General features: G+C 61.2%; 17 protein-coding genes. 12 read left to right on the top strand and 5 right to left on the bottom strand.

All coding sequences use genetic code 11. The annotated features are described in order from the left end of the window. Positions 1-10 precede the first annotated feature (10 nt). The 3 genes from IB241_RS08950 (at position 11) to IB241_RS08940 (ending at position 2062) form a co-directional block, all read left to right on the top strand. The gene (locus IB241_RS08950; RefSeq protein WP_192298057.1) at positions 11-1096 is read left to right on the top strand and encodes a 5-(carboxyamino)imidazole ribonucleotide synthase; all 1086 of its coding nucleotides are present in this window, start codon (positions 11-13) and stop codon (positions 1094-1096) included. A 105-nt stretch (positions 1097-1201) separates the two neighbouring features. Continuing rightward, positions 1202-1447, top strand: coding sequence for a GlsB/YeaQ/YmgE family stress response membrane protein (locus IB241_RS08945; protein WP_016978642.1), 246 nt, complete (start codon positions 1202-1204; stop codon positions 1445-1447). Between the two features lie 78 nt (positions 1448-1525). Continuing rightward, positions 1526-2062: a DUF3299 domain-containing protein gene (locus tag IB241_RS08940; protein WP_050784921.1), complete on the top strand. Its 537-nt coding sequence runs from the start codon at positions 1526-1528 to the stop codon at positions 2060-2062. A gap of 136 nt (positions 2063-2198) precedes the next feature. Here the strand turns inward: IB241_RS08940 and IB241_RS08935 are convergent, their stop codons facing one another. Both IB241_RS08935 and IB241_RS08930 read right to left on the bottom strand, forming a co-directional pair. Then, positions 2199-3098 carry a D-hexose-6-phosphate mutarotase gene (locus tag IB241_RS08935; protein WP_192298056.1) on the bottom strand — a complete coding sequence of 300 codons (900 nt, stop codon included), beginning with the start codon at positions 3096-3098 and terminating at the stop codon, positions 2199-2201. 57 nt (positions 3099-3155) lie between these two features. Beyond that, positions 3156-3560 (bottom strand): acyl-CoA thioesterase, encoded by a 405-nt coding sequence (locus IB241_RS08930; RefSeq protein WP_003176975.1) that lies wholly within the window; start codon positions 3558-3560, stop codon positions 3156-3158. 239 nt (positions 3561-3799) lie between these two features. Between IB241_RS08930 and IB241_RS08925 the strand changes: the two genes are divergently transcribed. From IB241_RS08925 to IB241_RS08890, 8 genes are all read left to right on the top strand, one after another. After that, the gene (locus tag IB241_RS08925) at positions 3800-5089 is read left to right on the top strand and encodes an MFS transporter (RefSeq protein WP_192298055.1); all 1290 of its coding nucleotides are present in this window, start codon (positions 3800-3802) and stop codon (positions 5087-5089) included. 232 nt (positions 5090-5321) lie between these two features. Continuing rightward, positions 5322-6308, top strand: coding sequence for a phosphate ABC transporter substrate-binding protein PstS (locus IB241_RS08920; protein ID WP_192298054.1), 987 nt, complete (start codon positions 5322-5324; stop codon positions 6306-6308). 489 nt (positions 6309-6797) lie between these two features. Next, on the top strand, positions 6798-8831 hold the full coding sequence (locus IB241_RS08915) for an ABC transporter permease subunit (protein WP_192298247.1): 2034 nt from the start codon (positions 6798-6800) through the stop codon (positions 8829-8831). Between the two features lie 15 nt (positions 8832-8846). Beyond that, positions 8847-10517, top strand: coding sequence for a phosphate ABC transporter permease PstA (gene pstA / locus IB241_RS08910; protein ID WP_192298053.1), 1671 nt, complete (start codon positions 8847-8849; stop codon positions 10515-10517). A 192-nt stretch (positions 10518-10709) separates the two neighbouring features. Then, entirely contained in the window at positions 10710-11543 is an 834-nt protein-coding gene (pstB, locus tag IB241_RS08905; protein ID WP_192298052.1) for a phosphate ABC transporter ATP-binding protein PstB, read from the top strand. Positions 11544-11657: 114 nt separating this feature from the next. Further along, positions 11658-12419 (top strand): phosphate signaling complex protein PhoU, encoded by a 762-nt coding sequence (gene phoU / locus IB241_RS08900; protein WP_192298051.1) that lies wholly within the window; start codon positions 11658-11660, stop codon positions 12417-12419. 168 nt (positions 12420-12587) lie between these two features. Continuing rightward, the gene (locus tag IB241_RS08895) at positions 12588-13508 is read left to right on the top strand and encodes a response regulator (RefSeq protein ID WP_192298050.1); all 921 of its coding nucleotides are present in this window, start codon (positions 12588-12590) and stop codon (positions 13506-13508) included. 220 nt (positions 13509-13728) lie between these two features. Beyond that, entirely contained in the window at positions 13729-14391 is a 663-nt protein-coding gene (locus IB241_RS08890; RefSeq protein WP_192298049.1) for a M23 family metallopeptidase, read from the top strand. 3 nt (positions 14392-14394) lie between these two features. Here IB241_RS08890 and IB241_RS08885 read toward each other — a convergent pair whose 3' ends face one another. The 3 genes from IB241_RS08885 to phoB all read right to left on the bottom strand — a co-directional run bounded on the left by IB241_RS08885 (position 14395) and on the right by phoB (position 18133). After that, the gene (locus IB241_RS08885) at positions 14395-15735 is read right to left on the bottom strand and encodes a hemolysin family protein (protein ID WP_192298048.1); all 1341 of its coding nucleotides are present in this window, start codon (positions 15733-15735) and stop codon (positions 14395-14397) included. 285 nt (positions 15736-16020) lie between these two features. Continuing rightward, positions 16021-17307, bottom strand: coding sequence for a phosphate regulon sensor histidine kinase PhoR (phoR, locus tag IB241_RS08880; protein WP_263864814.1), 1287 nt, complete (start codon positions 17305-17307; stop codon positions 16021-16023). 136 nt (positions 17308-17443) lie between these two features. Beyond that, the gene (gene phoB / locus IB241_RS08875; protein ID WP_003231714.1) at positions 17444-18133 is read right to left on the bottom strand and encodes a phosphate regulon transcriptional regulator PhoB; all 690 of its coding nucleotides are present in this window, start codon (positions 18131-18133) and stop codon (positions 17444-17446) included. Between the two features lie 153 nt (positions 18134-18286). Here phoB and IB241_RS08870 point away from each other — a divergent pair, with 153 nt between their 5' ends. After that, positions 18287-18664 (top strand): hypothetical protein, encoded by a 378-nt coding sequence (locus IB241_RS08870; protein ID WP_192298046.1) that lies wholly within the window; start codon positions 18287-18289, stop codon positions 18662-18664. Positions 18665-18771 lie beyond the last annotated feature (107 nt).

Below are 18771 nucleotides of genomic sequence, written 5' to 3'. Positions count from 1 at the left end.
GTTGTTGACGATGAAAATCGGTGTAATCGGTGGCGGCCAACTGGGTCGCATGCTGGCCCTGGCGGGAACCCCGCTGGGGATGAACTTCGCTTTCCTGGACCCGGCGCCGGACGCTTGTGCGGCGGCCCTGGGTGAACACCTGCGCGCTGACTACAGCGACCCGGACCACCTGCGTCAACTGGCCGACGAAGTCGACCTGGTGACCTTCGAGTTCGAAAGCGTCCCGGCCGAGACCGTGGCCTTCCTGTCGCAGTTCGTGCCGGTGTACCCGAGCGCCGAAGCCTTGCGCATCGCTCGCGACCGCTGGTTCGAAAAAAGCATGTTCAAGGACCTGGGCATTCCGACCCCGGCCTTCGCCGACATCCAGTCCCAGGCGGACCTGGACGCCGCCGTCGCCAGCATCGGCCTGCCGGCCGTGCTGAAAACCCGCACCCTGGGTTACGACGGCAAGGGCCAGAAAGTCCTGCGCACTGCCGCTGATGTGGTCGACACCTTCGCCGAACTGGGCAGCGTCGCCTGCCTGCTGGAAGGCTTCGTGCCGTTCACCGGCGAAGTCTCGCTGATCGCCGTGCGTGCCCGTGATGGCGAAACCCGCTTCTACCCGTTGGTGCACAACACCCACGACAGCGGCATCCTCAAGCTGTCCGTGGCCAGCACCGATCACCCGTTGCAGGCCCTGGCCGAAGACTATTCCAGCCGCGTGCTCAAGCAGCTGGATTACGTTGGGGTGATGGCGTTCGAGTTCTTTGAAGTCGACGGTGGCCTCAAGGCCAACGAAATCGCGCCGCGGGTGCACAACTCCGGGCACTGGACCACCGAAGGCGCCGAGTGCAGCCAGTTCGAAAACCACCTGCGGGCGGTGGCGGGCTTGCCGTTGGGTTCCACGGCCAAGGTTGGCGAGAGCGCAATGCTCAACTTCATCGGCGTGGTACCGCCGGTGGAAAAAGTCATCGCTATCGACGACTGCCACTTGCATCACTACGGCAAGGCCTTCAAGGCCGGGCGCAAGGTCGGCCATGCCAACCTGCGCTGCAAGGACCGCGCGACGCTGGAAGCGCAGATCCTCAAGGTTGAAGCGCTGATCGCCGAGCAATAAGCCAAGTCCGACGGGAACCATTGTTGACCGTCGTCTCTCTGATTGCAGGATGCCAAAGCCTGTCTAGGCTTTGGCATAGCTCACCTACATTCAGAGGGAAATGCCATGGGTATCATCGGAACCATCTTTATCGGCTTGATCGTCGGTCTGCTCGCGCGTTTCCTCAAGCCTGGCGACGACAGCATGGGCTGGATCATGACCATCCTGCTGGGTATCGCCGGCTCCCTTGCCGCGACCTATGGTGGCCAGGCGCTGGGTATCTACCAGGCAGGCCAGGGCGCGGGCTTCATTGGTGCACTGGTTGGCGCGATCATCCTGCTGGTGATCTACGGTCTGATCAAAAAGAAATGATCTAAGCGACAAAGCCCTCTGCGCTGCGCAGGCGCAGAGGGCTAGAATGCTCGCCACCTGTACTTGTCGAGCCTCTCCATGCGCCGTCTTTTGTTGACTCTCCTCTTGCTCGGCTCCGGCCTGGCCCACGCCGGTGAACTGCCGGAAACCGATTGGCTCGACCTGATGCCGCTGTCGGACCAGAAAGCCCTCGAAGCCATGCCCGAGATCGACCACAACTCCCCCGAAGCCCAGGGCACCTTTACCGACAAAGGTGGCTTGAAGCAGAGCAAAGGCTTGCCGGCGGTGATGTATTCGACCAAGACCGTGGCCGCCATGAACGGCAAGAACATCCGCATCGGCGGCTACCCGGTGCCGCTGGAAACCGACGCCAAGGGCCGCAGCACGCTGTTCTTCCTGGTGCCGTACCCGGGCGCCTGCATCCACGTGCCGCCACCGCCGCCGAACCAACTGGTGCTGGTGCGTTATCCCAAGGGGCTGAAGCTGGATGACATCTACACGCCGCTGTGGGTGACGGGCACGTTGAAGGTGGAGAAGGTCAACAATGACCTGGCGGATGCAGCGTATGCGCTGGATGCTGGCAAGGTGAGGGTGGTAAAGGAGTCGGATCTCTAACGCCTGGCGAAGATCTAATGTGGGAGCGGGCTTGCTCGCGAATGCGGTGGTTCAGTCGAAATATTTGTGTCTGATACACCGTCTTCGCGAGCAAGCCCGCTCCCACACAAGCCCGCTCCCACATTTTGATCAGCGCTTACAGGTCGAGACCTGTGATGCTCACGCCCAGGGTGTGGCTCTGGCCGGGTGCCAACTCAATCACATCATCCAGCACATTCGCCGTCTCGATGCACAACATGCCCGTCCAGCCGTCATCGGCCATGTCATCAAACGCCTTGGCGCGTTCGGTCCACGGGTTCCAGATCACGGTGGATTTCGAGCCCTGGCTGGTGAGCTGGATGCGGCGCTGCCAATCCTGGTCGACAATGTTCAACTGCGCCGGCGTATCCAGATAGATGCGATCGGTCTCGGCGTTGAAGTGCAGCAGCCCGCTCTGTCGTTTGGTCGTCCAGCCGTCGGCGGTGTCGATATAGGCCGTTGCGTCCAACCCTTCGACGTGCACGTTACGCACATCGCTCACGGCGAAATAAGTGTGCAGCGCCTGGCTCAGGGTCACGGTGTCGGTACCACGGTTGTGGCTGGTCATGCGGATATGCAGTTGTTCGTCCAGCAGCAGGCTCAAGGTCAGCTCGACCTGGTGGGGCCAGCCGGGGAAGCCGCCCGCCGGCACAGGCAAGACCAGGTCGATACGCAGGGCGTCGCCTTCAAGCTCGGTCGTGGCCAATTCCCACAACGCAGTGCGCGCAAAACCATGGGCGCCGGCCGGCTGCTCGCTCTGGCGCATCGCCTTGACGCTCTGCGGGTTGCGCTCAAACACGCCAAACCACGGCCAGCACACCGGCACGCCGGTGCGGATGCCTTTGCCTTGCTTGAACACCGCTTGCGGGTTCGGCCAGATCAGCGGCTGCTCGCCATCACGCTTGTAACTGAAGATATGCGCGCCCTGTTGGGCCACCATCAATTCAGCGCCGTTGTGGCGGATGCGCCAGCAGTCCAGCTCATCCAGTTTCACGGTTTCAACGTGGGGCGTAGGCATAACAGCGCTCTCAAATGGCAGGCAATGGGGCAATTGACCGTCAAAACCCCGCGAGGTTTAACGGGCGCGCGATGGAACCGAGCGCGTGCGGCCACTGCCGTCGATGGCGACGAACACGAATACCGCCTCGGTGACCTTGCGCCATTCGCTGGACAGCGGGTCGTCGCTCCACACTTCGACCATCATCTGGATCGAGCTGCGACCGATTTCCAGGGCCTGGGTATAAAAGGACAGTTGTGCGCCCACGGCGACCGGCACCAGGAACGCCATGCGGTCGATGGCCACGGTGGCGACACGGCCACCTGCGACCTTGCTGGCCATCGCCGTGCCGGCGAGGTCCATCTGCGCGACCAGCCAGCCGCCGAAAATATCGCCAAAGCCGTTGGTTTCACGGGGAAGCGCGGTGATTTGCAGGGCGAGATCGCCTTGCGGGATGGGGTCTTCTTGTTCGAGTTCGATCATGCCGAGGATGCCTCTCAAGACTGCGGGTCTGGCGCGTGCAAGGGCCGAGTATATCGGGAGCCTCGCGCCGCGACGACCGTCTATGGCTGATTTGGTCGGCAATTCGCCGCTGTATTGCGGCTTTTTCCGACAACTGTGCTTCTGGTGTGCTTTTGCAAGCGATTTGCTATCGTGCCCAACCGTCCTGGCTCAGCCAGCACCTCGGATCTGCCGTTCTGACTAATAAGAGAAGCCTTGCCATGTCCTCCGTGCCCGCAAGCAGTGCGCAACCTTCGCGCCCGCTGACCCGCAACGACTATAAAACCCTGTCGCTGTCTGCCTTGGGCGGGGCGCTGGAATTTTATGATTTCATTATTTTCGTGTTTTTCGCCACCGTGGTCGGAAAACTCTTTTTCCCCGTCGATATGCCTGAATGGCTGCGCATGATGCAGACCTTCGGCATCTTTGCCGCCGGCTACCTGGCACGCCCACTGGGCGGCATCATCATGGCGCACTTCGGCGACCTGCTGGGTCGCAAGAAGATGTTCACCCTGAGTATCTTCATGATGGCCGTGCCGACCCTGATCATGGGCCTGCTGCCGACCTACGCGCAGATCGGCCTGTGGGCGCCGATCCTGTTGCTGCTGATGCGCGTGATCCAGGGCGCGGCGATTGGCGGCGAAGTACCGGGCGCCTGGGTGTTCGTCTCCGAACATGTACCGCCGCGCCACGTCGGTTATGCCTGCGGCACCCTGACCAGCGGCCTCACCGCCGGCATTCTGCTGGGTTCGCTGGTGGCGACAGCCATCAACACCCTGTACACCCCGGTAGAGGTTTCGGATTTCGCCTGGCGCATCCCGTTCCTGCTTGGCGGTGTGTTCGGCCTGTTGTCGGTGTACCTGCGTCGCTGGCTGCATGAAACGCCGATCTTCGCCGAGATGCAGCAACGCAAGACCCTGGCCGCCGAACTGCCGCTGCGGGCGGTTTTGCGTGACCATCGTGGTGCCATCGTGCTGTCGATGCTGCTGACCTGGCTGCTGTCGGCCGGTATCGTCGTGGTCATCCTGATGACCCCGACCGTGCTGCAGACCGTCTACCACTTCGCGCCGACCGTCGCCCTGCAAGCCAACAGCCTGGCCATCGTCACCTTGAGCCTGGGCTGCATCCTCTCCGGTGCCCTGGCCGACCGTTTCGGCGCTGGCCGTGTGCTGGTCGCCGGTTGCCTGTTGTTGCTGGGCAGCTCGTGGACCCTGTACCACAGCCTCTTCCAGCATCCGGACTGGCTGTTCCCGCTGTACGCCCTGACCGGTTTGTTCGTCGGCACCATCGGCGTAGTGCCTTACGTGATGGTGAAAGCCTTCCCACCCGTGGTGCGCTTCAGCGGCTTGTCGTTTTCCTACAACGTCGCCTACGCCATCTTTGGCGGCCTGACGCCGCTGGCGGTGTCGTTGCTGATGAAGGAAAGCCCGATGGGCCCTGCCTACTATGTCGCCGTGCTGTGTGTGATGGGGATGTTGGTGGGTGGGTATCTGTGGAAGCGTTCCCGCTAAGCGCTTGAGAGTGATCGTTCCTATGCAATGTAGGAACGATCACATTACAGAGTATTTCTGAACCACCCCCGTTGTTGCCCAACCCCCCGTATTCTCGACCTTTCCCCGTTTAGCCGCGTTTAAAGCCAATACTGGCCTTTCATCTAATTGTCATATTCCAGACATAGAGTGTTCACACGGCCTACCGATACTTGGCCCCGATCCAACTATCCCTATCTGCTAGGAGTAAGGCATGAAACTGAAGCGTTTGATGGCGGCTATGACATTTGTCGCTGCTGGCGTTGCGACTGCTAACGCATTCGCCGCTGTTGACCCAGCTATCCCGAGCTACACCAAGACCACCGGTGTGTCGGGCAACTTGTCCAGCGTTGGTTCTGACACCCTGGCCAACCTGATGACCCTGTGGGCTGAGTCCTACAAAAAAGAATACCCGAACGTAAACATCCAGATTCAGGCCGCTGGCTCCGCCACCGCGCCACCTGCGTTGACTGAAGGCACCTCCAACCTGGGCCCGATGAGCCGCAAGATGAAGGACACCGAACTGGCTGCCTTCGAGCAGAAGTACGGCTACAAGCCAACCGCTATTCCGGTTGCCGTGGACGCCCTGGCTGTATTCGTACACAAGGACAACCCGATTCAGCACCTGACCATGGAACAAGTCGACGCGATCTTCTCCTCGACTCGTCTGTGCGGCGGCAAAGCTGACGTAAAAACCTGGGGCGACCTGGGTGTGACTGGCGACCTGGCCAACAAGCCAGTGCAACTGTTCGGTCGTAACTCGGTATCCGGCACTTACGGCTACTTCAAAGAAGAAGCCCTGTGCAAAGGCGACTACAAGCCAAACGTGAACGAACAACCAGGCTCGGCTTCGGTCGTGCAGTCGATCAGCTCCTCGCTGAACGGCATCGGTTACTCGGGCATCGGCTACAAGACTGCAAGCGTGAAGACCGTTGCCCTGGCTAAAAAAGGCAGCACTGACTTCATCGAAGACAGCGAAGAAAACGCCCTGAACGGCAAATACCCGCTGTCGCGTTTCCTCTACGTTTACGTCAACAAAGCCCCGAACAAGCCTCTGGCTCCGCTGGAAGCCGAGTTCGTGAAACTGGTGCTGTCCAAACAGGGCCAGGAAGTTGTCGTGAAAGACGGCTACATCCCACTGCCAGCCAAAGTTGCCGCCAAGGCCCTGGCTGACCTGGGTTTGAAAGAAGGCGCCAAGTAAGCCTGCAATACCTGGTGTAGCAGCGGGCCCTGTGGGAGCGGGCTTGCTCGCGAAGGCGGTGTATCAGTCGCCACTGTGTTGAATGACACGCCGCCTTCGCGAGCAAGCCCGCTCCCACAGAAGCAAACCGGTCTACACCTCCTAATTTTCAGTCCGCTGCCAGCTCTGCTACGCGGCGGATTTCTTGCGTCACTGCATTGTCATCTTTCTGTCATACAGGATCGCTAGGGTGTGCGCATGAATGATCTGGCCAATTCCACCATGACGACGACTTCTCCTCCCAAGCGCATTGATTTCAATACGCCTGAGCTGCAACGCAAGCGCCGCATTCGCGCGCTCAAAGATCGCCTGACCCGTTGGTACGTGTTGATCGGCGGCCTCGCCGTCCTCGGCGCTATCACCCTGATCTTCTTCTTCCTCGCCTACGTGGTCGCGCCGTTGTTCCAGGGCGCCTCGCTGACCAAGGAAGACGCCTTGACGCCCGCCTGGATGCAGGACGCCGGCAAACCGTTGATGATCTCCCTCGAAGAGCAGAACCAGGTCGCCATGCGGGTTTCCGACAAGGGCCAGGCACTGTTCTTCAATGTCGAAAACGGCGCCGAACTCAAGCGTGTCGACCTGCCGCTGCCAGCCGGTACAAGCGTTGCTTCCATTGGTGAAGACCAACCGGGCAGCCCACTGGTGATCCTTGGTTTGTCCAATGGCCAGTCCCTGGTATTCCGCCACACCTATAAGGTGTCCTACCCGGACGGCAAGAAGACGATTACGCCTGCGATTGAATACCCCTACGGTGAAACGCCGATCGTCCTGGATGACGCCGGTCGCCCACTGGAGCACGTTGCGCTCAACGCTACGGATTCGTCCCTGGTGGTCGCCGGTTCCGCCGGTTCGCACCTGAACGTGCTGTCCCTGAGCCGCGAAGAAAACATGATGACCGGCGAAGTCACCAGCGAGCAGAAGCGTATCGAGCTGCCGCAAATGACCGAGCCGGTGAAGGCGATCTTCATCGACCCACGGCAACAGTGGCTGTACGTGATCAACGGTCGCGCCCTGGCCGATGTGTTCAGCCTGCGCGACAAGAGCCTCAACGGTCGCTACAAATTGTTGGAAGATGGCACCGCCGAAATCACCGCCAGCACCCAGCTGGTTGGCGGTATCTCGCTGATCGTCGGTAACTCAAAGGGCGGCCTGGCCCAGTGGTTCATGGCCCGCGACCCGGATGGCGAGCAGCGTCTGAAGCAGATCCGCACCTTCCAGATGGGCACGGCGCCGGTTGTTGAAATCACCGCCGAAGAACGTCGCAAAGGCTTCACCGCCCTGGATGCTTCCGGCAAGTTCGGTGTGTTCCACAGCACCGCTCACCGCACCTTGCTGGTGGATCAAGTGGTCGACGCCCAGGGCGTGTTCGGCTTGTCGCCACGGGCCAACCGCGTGATCGTGGAAGCCGGTGGCAAGCTGCAACCGCTGGCGCTGGACAACCCGCACCCGGAAGTTTCGTGGAGCGCGTTGTGGAGCAAAGTCTGGTACGAGAACTACGACGAGCCTAAATACGTCTGGCAATCGACCGCCGCCAACACCGACTTCGAACCCAAGATGAGCCTGGCGCCACTGACCTTCGGTACGCTGAAGGCGGCGTTCTACGCCATGTTGCTGGCCGCGCCACTGGCTGTCGCCGCGGCGATCTACACCGCTTACTTCATGGCCCCGAGCCTGCGCCGCAAGGTCAAGCCGGTGATCGAACTGATGGAAGCGATGCCGACGGTGATCCTCGGCTTCTTCGCCGGCCTGTTCCTGGCGCCGTATGTCGAAGGGCATCTGCCGGGGATTTTCAGCCTGTTGATGCTGCTGCCGATTGGCATCCTGGTGGCCGGCTTCATCTTCAGCCGCTTGCCTGAGTCGATCCGCCTGCGCGTTCCCGATGGCTGGGAAAGCGCGATCCTGATCCCGGTGATCCTGTTCGTGGGCTGGCTCTCGCTGTACATGAGCCCGTACCTGGAAACCTGGTTCTTCGGCGGCGACATGCGCATGTGGATCTCCCACGACCTGGGCATCACCTACGACCAGCGCAACGCCCTGGTAGTCGGCCTGGCCATGGGTTTCGCGGTGATCCCGAACATCTATTCCATCGCCGAAGACGCCGTGTTCAGCGTACCGCGTGGCCTGACCCTGGGCTCGCTGGCCCTGGGTGCCACGCCGTGGCAGACCATGACCCGCGTAGTGATCCTGACCGCCAGCCCGGGCATCTTCTCGGCCCTGATGATCGGCATGGGCCGCGCCGTCGGCGAGACCATGATCGTGCTGATGGCCACCGGGAACACCCCGGTGATGGAGATGAACCTGTTCGAAGGCCTGCGCACGCTGGCGGCGAACGTCGCGGTGGAAATGCCCGAGTCGGAAGTGGGCGGCAGTCACTACCGCGTGCTGTTCCTCTCGGCGCTGGTGCTGCTGCTATTCACCTTCATCATGAACACCCTCGCCGAGCTGATCCGTCAGCGTCTGCGCAAGAAATACTCGTCGCTTTAAGAAAGGTAGAAGTCTGTGAAACAGAACTCCCTGAATGGATGGTTCAAGAGCGGCGCCCCAGGCGTCTGGATCAGCGGTGGCGCGGTGTCCATCGCGGTCATCATGACCATTGGTTTGCTGGCTGTGATTGCGGTGCGTGGTTTGGGCCACTTCTGGCCGGCTGACCTGATCCAGGCCAACTACAGCGTACCGGGCCAGGCAAACCACATCGTCATCGGCGAAGTGGTGCAGAAAGAAGAAGTGCCGCGCGAGCGCCTCAAAAGCGCTGGCCTGCCCGTGCCGGAACAAGGCCCGGAATTCATGACCCGCGAGCTGATCAAGGTCGGCAACCGGGACTTGAACGGCAACGACTTCACCTGGATCGTCGGCGAGTGGCTCAAGGACCAGACCAAGCCGGTCGAGCTGATGGCCATCGAGCGCCGTGAGTGGGGTAACTTCTACGGCACCCTGGTCAACGTCAAGCAAGATGGCAAGATCATCGCCGAAGGCGAGGCTGCGTGGCCGGAGTTGCAAGCCCGCGTTGACCGCGTGAACAAGTTGGCTGCCCAGCTCAAGAGCCTGGAAAAAACCGACATCGGCGCGATCAACGCCGGTCTGGAACGCATCCGCCTGCACGGTCGCAAGCTGGAACTGGAAGGCAAGCTTGATGCTGCCGCCCAGGCCGACATGGCTGCCGACCGCGCCGAGCTGAATGCCCGCTACCAAGACATCGAAGCGCGCCTGGCCGACCTGCATACCCAGTTCAACCGTGACGCGCTGACCGCCCGTGATGGCAACGGCAAGGAAGTCGAGATCGGCATCGGCAAAGTGGTGCATGCCTATCAGCCGAACGCCATGGGCACCTTTACCAAGATCGGCTTCTACTTCAGCAAGGTCTGGGAATTCCTCAGCGATGACCCGCGGGAAGCCAACACCGAAGGCGGGATCTTCCCGGCGATCTTCGGCACCGTGATGATGACCCTGATCATGGCGATGATCGTGACGCCGTTCGGCGTACTGGCGGCGGTTTACCTGCGTGAATACGCCAAGCAGAACGCGCTGACCCGCATCATCCGCATCGCCGTGAACAACCTGGCCGGCGTACCGGCCATCGTCTACGGCGTGTTCGGCCTGGGCTTCTTCGTGTATGTACTGGGTGGTTCGGTAGACCGCCTGTTCTTCGCCGAAGCCCTGCCGGCCCCGACCTTTGGTACGCCGGGCCTGTTGTGGGCCTCGCTGACCCTGGCACTGCTGGCGGTGCCGGTGGTGATCGTGGCCACCGAAGAAGGCCTGGCGCGGATTCCCCGCACCGTGCGTGAAGGTTCCCTGGCACTCGGCGCGACCAAGGCGGAAACGCTGTGGAAGATCGTACTGCCGATGGCCAGCCCGGCGATGATGACCGGCATGATCCTCGCCGTGGCCCGCGCCGCCGGTGAAGTGGCGCCGCTGATGCTGGTAGGGGTAGTGAAACTGGCGCCGTCGCTGCCGCTGGATGGCAACTACCCGTACCTGCACCTGGACCAGAAGATCATGCACCTGGGTTTCCATATCTACGACGTCGGCTTCCAGAGCCCCAACGTCGAAGCGGCACGGCCACTGGTGTACGCCACCGCCTTGCTGCTGGTGCTGGTGATCGCCACGCTGAACTTGTCGGCGGTGTGGATTCGTAACCACCTGCGCGAAAAATACAAAGCGTTGGATAGCTAATTGGAGTGAACGCGGACCCAATGTGGGAGCGGGCTTGCTCGCGAATGCGGTGTATCAGAAACACATGTGCTGGCTGACACACCGCATTCGCGAGCAAGCCCGCTCCCACACTGGACCGCGTAGCACACAGATTTTTGAGTAGGCCGCCACAGGTGGCTCAACACAACGAATTGGTAGCACAGGGAGCATCCCATGCAACACGAAACCCATTCCCACGGCATCAACATGTCTGCCCTGGGTCGCGACAAGCAGAGCCTGAGCCTGGCCCAGGAAACCGTGGCCATCGAAGTACCGGGCCTGAGCCTGTACTACGGTGAGAAGCAGGCGCTGTTCGACGTCAGCATGAACATCCCCAAGCAGCGCGTGACCGCCTTCATCGGCCCGTCGGGCTGCGGCAAGTCCACGCTGCTGCGCACCTTCAACCGCATGAACGACCTGGTGGACGGTTGCCGCGTCGACGGCGCCATCAACCTCTACGGCAGCAACATCTATCGCAAGGGCGAGGATGTGGCCGAGCTGCGTCGTCGCGTGGGCATGGTGTTCCAGAAGCCCAACCCGTTCCCCAAGACCATCTACGAAAACGTGGTCTACGGCCTGCGTATCCAGGGCATCAACAAAAAACGCATCCTCGACGAAGCGGTTGAGTGGGCCCTCAAGGGCGCTGCGCTGTGGGATGAGGTCAAGGACCGCCTGCACGATTCGGCACTCGGCCTGTCTGGCGGCCAGCAGCAACGTCTGGTGATCGCACGGACCATCGCCGTGGAGCCGGAAGTGCTGCTGCTCGACGAACCGTGCTCGGCACTCGACCCGATCTCGACGCTGAAAGTCGAAGAGCTGATCTACGAGCTCAAATCCAAGTTCACCATCGTCATCGTGACCCACAACATGCAACAGGCGGCGCGGGTTTCCGACTACACCGCATTCATGTACATGGGCAAGTTGGTGGAATTCGGCGATACCGATACCCTGTTCACCAATCCGGCGAAGAAGCAGACCGAAGACTACATCACCGGTCGCTACGGCTAGTTGGGGCAGCTGCAAGCCGCAAGTTTCAAGCGGCAAGTAAAAGCAGTTTGATTAACGACACACATCAGCTTGCAGCTTGTAGCTTGCGGCTTACAGCTTTTGCGGAGCAAAACCATGATTTCGAAGGAAGGCCTTACCCACCACATCTCCGCGCAGTTCAACGCCGAGCTTGAGGAAGTGCGCAGCCACCTCCTGGCGATGGGCGGTCTGGTGGAGAAGCAAGTCAACGACGCCGTGACCGCGCTGATCGAGGCCGACTCGGGCCTGGCCCAGCAAGTGCGTGAGATCGACGACCAGATCAACCAGATGGAACGCAATATCGACGAAGAATGCCTGCGCATTCTGGCCCGTCGCCAGCCGGCGGCGTCCGACCTGCGTTTGATCATCAGCATCTCCAAGTCGGTGATCGACCTGGAGCGCATCGGCGACGAAGCCACCAAGATTGCCCGTCGTGCCATCCAGCTGTGCGAAGAAGGCGAAGCGCCGCGTGGTTATGTGGAAGTGCGCCACATTGGCGACCAAGTACGCAACATGGTGCGTGATGCACTGGACGCGTTCGCCCGTTTCGACGCCGAGCTGGCGCTGTCTGTCGCCCAGTACGACAAGATCATCGACCGCGAATACAAGACCGCCCTGCGTGAACTGGCGACCTACATGATGGAAGACCCGCGCTCTATCTCGCGGGTCTTGAGCATTATCTGGGTATTGCGTTCGCTGGAGCGGATCGGCGACCACGCACGCAACATTTCGGAGCTGGTGATCTACCTGGTGCGCGGCACCGACGTACGGCACATGGGGCTCAAGCGCATGAAGGCTGAAGTTGAAGGCTCGACCGATCAAATCCCTAATGTTCCCGGCGAATCTGACGATAAGTAAGGTTGCCCGAGAAATTAACGCCCGGCCATTGGCCGGGCGTTTTCGTTTGTGGCTTCTGAATTTTTTGCGCGGCAGGCGTAATAAAGTCCTGCTGTGACTAACGAGTTTTGGCAAAATGCCACCAGTCAGGCGTCTTGCGTGCCGAAGTTTTTATAGGATGAAGGGTCGATGAGTAAAGTCAGTGTATTGGTGGTGGATGACGCCTCGTTTATCCGCGATCTGGTGAAGAAGTGCCTGCGCAACTACTTCCCTGGGATCAAGCTTGAAGATGCGGTGAACGGCAAGAAGGCCCAGACCATCCTGATGCGCGAGACGTTCGACCTGGTGCTGTGCGACTGGGAAATGCCCGAGATGTCCGGCCTTGAGCTGTTGACCTGGTGCCGCGAACAGCCTCATCTCAAAGCCATGCCGTTCGTGATGGTGACCAGCCGTGGCGACAAGGAAAACGTGGTCCAGGCGATCCAGGCCGGGGTTTCCGGCTATGTCAGCAAGCCGTTCACCAACGAGCAGTTGCTGAACAAGGTCAAGCAGGCCCTGCACAAGGTCGGCCGCCTCGACGCCCTGGTTGCCAGCGCACCGACCAAGATGAACTCGGCTTTCGGCAACGACTCCCTGAGCGCCCTGACCGGCGGCAAACCCGAAGCCGCTCGCACGGCGCCGGTTGCGGCTGCCGCCCCCGCGCCTGCGGCGAACCGAGGCCTGCTCAACAGCCAGCCGGTGCAGGCACCTGCCGCGGCCGCCGCGCCGGCGGCTGGGCGCGGCCAGGGCCAGTTGCGCCTGTCCAGTGGCACCCAGCAATGCGTGATCAAGGGCCTGAGCATCAAGGAGGCGCTGTTGGTGGTGCGTCGCGGTGAGGTCCTGCCCCAGGTATTGGAAAGCGCCGTGCTCGACCTTGAGCAAGGCGACAACGCCGAAGTCGCACGCCTCAACGGCTACCTGCACGCCATCGTCGCTCACGAGCCCAAGCCCGACAGCGACTGGCTGCAACTGACCTTCCGGTTTATCGACCAGGACGCGCAGAAGCTCGATTACATCTCCCGCCTGATCGCCCGCGGCACCGCGCAGAAGCATTTTGTGCCGGGTGCGTAACCTTAGGCACGACACCTGAACATTGTGGGAGCGGGCTTGTGTGGGAGCGGGCTTGCTCGCGAATGCGGTGTACCAGTTGATGCATGTGCCGACTGACCCACCGCATTCGCGAGCAAGCCCGCTCCCACCAAGCCCGCACCCACGGTTGATCTGCTTTGCCGCATACAGAGTTGTCATGATCCCTTGCTAGCCTGCCGTTTCATCTCGGCAGGTTCACTCCATGCTCAAGCGCTGCTTGTTGTGCTGCGGGCTGGCCACGGTTGCCATGTCGGCCCAGGCCATGACCGTCTACAAATCCGTCGATGCCAACGGCAACGTGGTTTACAGCGACCGGCAAACCCCCGGGGCGCAGGCGTTCGTGATCCAGGAGCGCAAGCCCGAGCGGCCCGTGCTCGATAGACCCAAGCCCACTTACTCGTCGCAAGCCTACCGCTACCCGCTGCCCTGGCGCGGTGGGCCGTTCCGTCTGAGCCAAGGGCCCAACGGCAGCTTCAGCCATACCGACGCCAAAAGCCGCTACGCCATGGACATCGCCATGCCCGAAGGCACGCCGATCATCGCGGCGCGCAGCGGCGTGGTGGTGAAAACCGAGAACCAGCAGGCCGGACGTGGCAACGATGCGTCGGGGAATTTTGTGCGGGTGCGCCATGATGACGGCACCGAGGGCGTGTACCTGCACCTCAAGCAAGGTTCGGTCAGCGTTCGGGTGGGGCAACGGGTCGCGGTGGGCAGCCCGCTGGCGCTGTCGGGCAATACCGGCAACAGCAGCGGGCCGCATCTGCATTTTGTGGTGCAGCGCGCCAGTGAGGCGGGGCTGGTGTCGATCCCGTATGAGTTCAACCAGCCGGTGGGCGCATTGCCCAACTTTGCGTTGGGCAACTGAGGCTCAATCCAGTAGCAGGACCTTGGCCAATACGATCTTTGGCCCTTTCATCTTCTTGATGATGATCCGCAAGCCTTCGACTTCCAGCACTTCTTCTTCTTCCGGCACCCGTTTGAGGGTTTCGTAGATCAGGCCGGCCAGGGTTTCGGCTTCGATGTGGTCCAGATCGATGCCCAGCAGGCGCTCAATCTTGAACAGCGGCGTGTCGCCACGCACCAACAGCTTGCCCGGCTGATAGGCCAGGATGCCGCGCTCGGCCTTGCGGTGTTCATCCTGGATGTCGCCCACCAGCACTTCCAGCACGTCTTCCATGGTCAGGTAGCCGATGATCTTGCCGTCGGCTTCTTCCACCAGGGCAAAATGCGCGCCGCCTTTGCGGAACTGCTCCAGCAGCTGCGACAACGGCATATGCCGCGACACGCGCTCCAGCGGGCGGGTCAGCTCGGCCAGGTTGAACGACTCGGGGATGTGGTCCAAAGCTGCCAGCTCCAGCAGCAAATCCTTGATGTGCAGCAGGCCCACGAATTCGTTGCGCACCGCGTCATACACCGGGTAGCGGCTGAATTTGTGGCGACGGAACAGCGCGAGGATTTCCTTGAGCGGGGCATTGAAGTCCAGGGTCACCAGGTCTTCCCGGGAGTTGGCCCAGTCCACCACTTCCAGTTCGCCCATTTCCACCGCGGAGGCCAGTACGCGCATGCCTTGGTCGCTGGGGTCCTGGCCACGGCTGGAGTGCAGGATCAGCTTGAGTTCTTCGCGGCTGTAATGGTGTTCATGGTGCGGGCCGGGCTCGCCTTGGCCGGCGATACGCAGGATCGCGTTGGCACTGGCGTTGAGCAGGTAGATCGCCGGGTACATCGCCCAATAGAACAGGTACAGCGGCACCGCCGTCCACAGCGACAACAACTCCGGTTTGCGGATCGCCCAGGACTTGGGCGCCAGTTCGCCGACCACGATGTGCAGGTAGGAAATCACGAAGAACGCGGCGAAGAACGATACGCCCTTGATCACTTCCGGCGACTCGACGCCCACGGCGCCCAGCAGCGGCTCGAGGATATGCGCAAACGCCGGTTCGCCGACCCAGCCCAGGCCCAGGGAGGCGAGGGTGATACCCAGCTGGCAGGCCGACAGGTAGGCGTCGAGCTGGCTATGCACGGTGCGCAGGATCTGCCCGCGCCAGCCGTTGGTGTGGGCGATGGCCTCGACGCGGGTCGAGCGCAGTTTGACCATGGCAAATTCCGCCGCAACGAAAAAACCGTTGAGCAGTACCAGGATCAGTGCAAAAAGAATCATGCCGAAGTCGGCGAAGAGTGTAGCGAGGGTGATACCAGGGGAAGGGTCCATGATGGGGTTTTGCAGGTTCCGTGTGTTCAATAAGGGTTAACAGGTGGCCCGCAAACGCGGACGCAAGTCGGCCAATGTAGCGGCTGGAGGGGCGCTTGCCTAGTGGCTGCTGCCAGGTGGGGCCTGGAATGCGTCTTTGAAAGCGATGCGAATCCACTGTGGGAGCTGGCTTGTGTGGGAGCGGGCTTGCTCGCGAAGGCGGTTTGTCAGAAAAGGATGTGCTGACTGATACACCGCTTTCGCGAGCAAGCCCGCTCCCACATTCAGCCCAGTGGCGTATTCGGGTTATTCGTCGGTGCCGAGGACGCGCGAGCGGGTCACCTGTGCCGGCGGAAAGTGGCAGGTAAACGTGCTGCCATGGCCCAGTACACTGCTGATTTCCAGGCGCGCACGGTGGCGCAGCAGCACATGCTTGACGATTGCCAGGCCAAGCCCGGTGCCGCCGGTGTTGGAGTTGCGGCTGGAGTCGACGCGGTAGAAACGCTCGGTCAGGCGCGGCAGGTGCTTGGCGTCGATGCCGATGCCGGAATCCTGCACGCTCAAGTGGGCGCCTTGTTCATCGGCCCACCAGCGGATGCGGATGGTGCCCTTGTCCTGGGTGTACTTGACGGCGTTGAACACCAGGTTGGAAAACGCGCTGCGCAACTCACCTTCGCTGCCTTTGAGCAGCACCGACGGGTCGGCTTCCAGGGTGATCTGCTGGCCGCGTTGGCCGGAGAGGGCCTGGGCGTCGTGCTTGATGGTCTGCAACAGGGTTTGTACGGCCACCGGCTGGTTGTCCGACGGGTAGTCGGTCGCCTCCAGCTTGGCCAACAGCAACAGGTCATTGAGCAGGGTCTGCATACGTGAGCCTTGCTGCTGCATCTGTTGCAGCGCCCGGCTCCAGCGCGGGTTGATCTCGTCGACATTGTCCAGCAGCGTCTCCAGGTAGCCACAGATCACCGTCAACGGTGTGCGCAGTTCGTGGGAGACGTTGGCGACGAAGTCCTTGCGCATCTGTTCGAGCTGGTGGATGCGGGTCACGTCGCGGACCAGCATCAGGTGTTCATTGTTGCCATAGCGCGTCAGGTACAGCTGGATGCGCACGCGGTCATTGGTGGGCGAGGGGATTTCCAGGGCTTCTTCGTAGTTGTCCTGCTCGAAGTATTCCTTGAAGCGCGGATGGCGTACCAGGTTGGTCACCGGCTGGCCGCTGTCCTGGGGCGTCTTGAGGCCCAGCAGGGTTTCGGCGGCGCGGTTCCACCACTCCAGGTTGCCGTCGCTGTCGAGCATGATCACCGCGTCTTTCAGCGCGGCGGTGGACTCCTGCACCCGGTCGATCACCGCTTGCAGGCGCCCGCGCACCCGTTGGTCGCGGCGTTGCAGGTGGTAGATGCTGTCGAACACCTCGCCCCACAGGCCGTAGCCGTCGGGCGGTGCTTCGTCGGGTTTGTGCTGGCGCAGCCATTCATGCAAGCGCAGCAATTGCTTGAGCGTCCAGCCCAGGTACAGGCCGATGCCGATGGCCAGGCTCCAGCCGTAATAACCGCTGATCAGGCCGACCAGCAGGCAGCCGGTGACCAACAGGAGCATGTGGCGGATCAGGGTGCCGTGCCAGTTTTGGTTCACGATCGGTCCTTCGGACAGTGAAAAGTTTCAAGCTGCAAGCTTCAAGTCAGAGCAGATTAGCTTCCACTTGCCGCTTGCAGCTGACAGCTTGCAGCCGCTTTCAACCTTTGGTTGAAAACCGGTAGCCCGTGCCGCGCACGGTTTGTACCAGATTCTCGTAGGCATCGCCCAAGGCTTTGCGCAGGCGACGGATATGCACGTCCACGGTGCGTTCCTCCACGTACACGTTGCCGCCCCAGACCTGATCGAGCAGCTGGCCGCGGGTGTAGGCGCGTTCCTGGTGGGTCATGAAGAATTGCAGCAGGCGGTATTCGGTGGGGCCCATCTCGGCCGGCGTGCCATCGATGGTCACGCGGTGGCTGATGGGGTCGAGGATCAGGCCGCCTACTTCAATCGGCGCTTCGCCATCGGTAGGCCCGGCGCGACGCAGGACGGCTTTCAGGCGCGCTACCAGCTCGCGTGGGGAAAACGGCTTGGTGATGTAGTCATCGGCGCCGACTTCCAGGCCCTGGATCTTGTTGTCCTCTTCGCCCTTGGCGGTGAGCATGATGATCGGGATGTCCCCGGTCAGTTCGTCACGCTTGAGACGGCGGGCCAATTCGATGCCGGAGGTGCCGGGCAGCATCCAGTCGAGCAGGATCAGGTCGGGCTTGCGGTCGACGATAATGGCATGGGCCTGCTGGGAGTTTTCCGCCTCCAGGCAGTCGTAGCCGGCCATTTCCAACGCAACGGCGATCATCTCGCGGATGGGCGCTTCGTCGTCAACGATCAGAATGCTCCTGCCAACCATGCCTAAATCCTCTTGTCATTTAACTGTCTTGCGCCGCATTAGATAACGGAATTATTGCAGTCGTGTGACAGTAATTTAGTCGCTTGGGCAATCTGCGTCTCTGTGGGCTACGCTTTGAGTCCGAATCCTGACAACCACAAAAGGAAGGTTCCGATGACTTACAGTACTGTTTCCTGGAAGGCCCTGTTGGTAACGGCGGCGTTGGCGCTGCCGAGCCTGGCCTTCGCGATGGACCCGGCGATGACTAAAGACGGGATGTTGGTGGATCACAAAGGGATGACGCTCTACACCTTCGACAAGGATGCCGACGGCAAGTCAGTGTGCAAGGACCAATGCGCGATGAACTGGCCGCCACTGATGGCTGAATCCACTGACAAGTCGATGGGCGACTGGACGGTGATCACCCGTGATGACCAGACCAGTCAGTGGGCTTACAAAGGCAAGCCGGTGTACACCTACAAGGATGACAAGAAGGCCGGGGACAAGACCGGTGATGGCAAGGGTGGGGCGTGGCATGTGATCAAGCCTTGAGCCAGCGGAGCCACTAAAAGCATCGCGGGCAAGCCCGCTCCCACACTTTGAATGTATTCACCGATCAAAATGTGGGAGCGGGCTTGCCCGCGAAGGCGATCGCTCAG

Source organism: Pseudomonas sp. PDM05, from assembly GCF_014851685.1.
GTDB lineage: Bacteria > Pseudomonadota > Gammaproteobacteria > Pseudomonadales > Pseudomonadaceae > Aquipseudomonas.
Note: the sequence above shows the minus strand (reverse complement) of the source record. Positions and strands in the feature narration are given on the sequence as shown.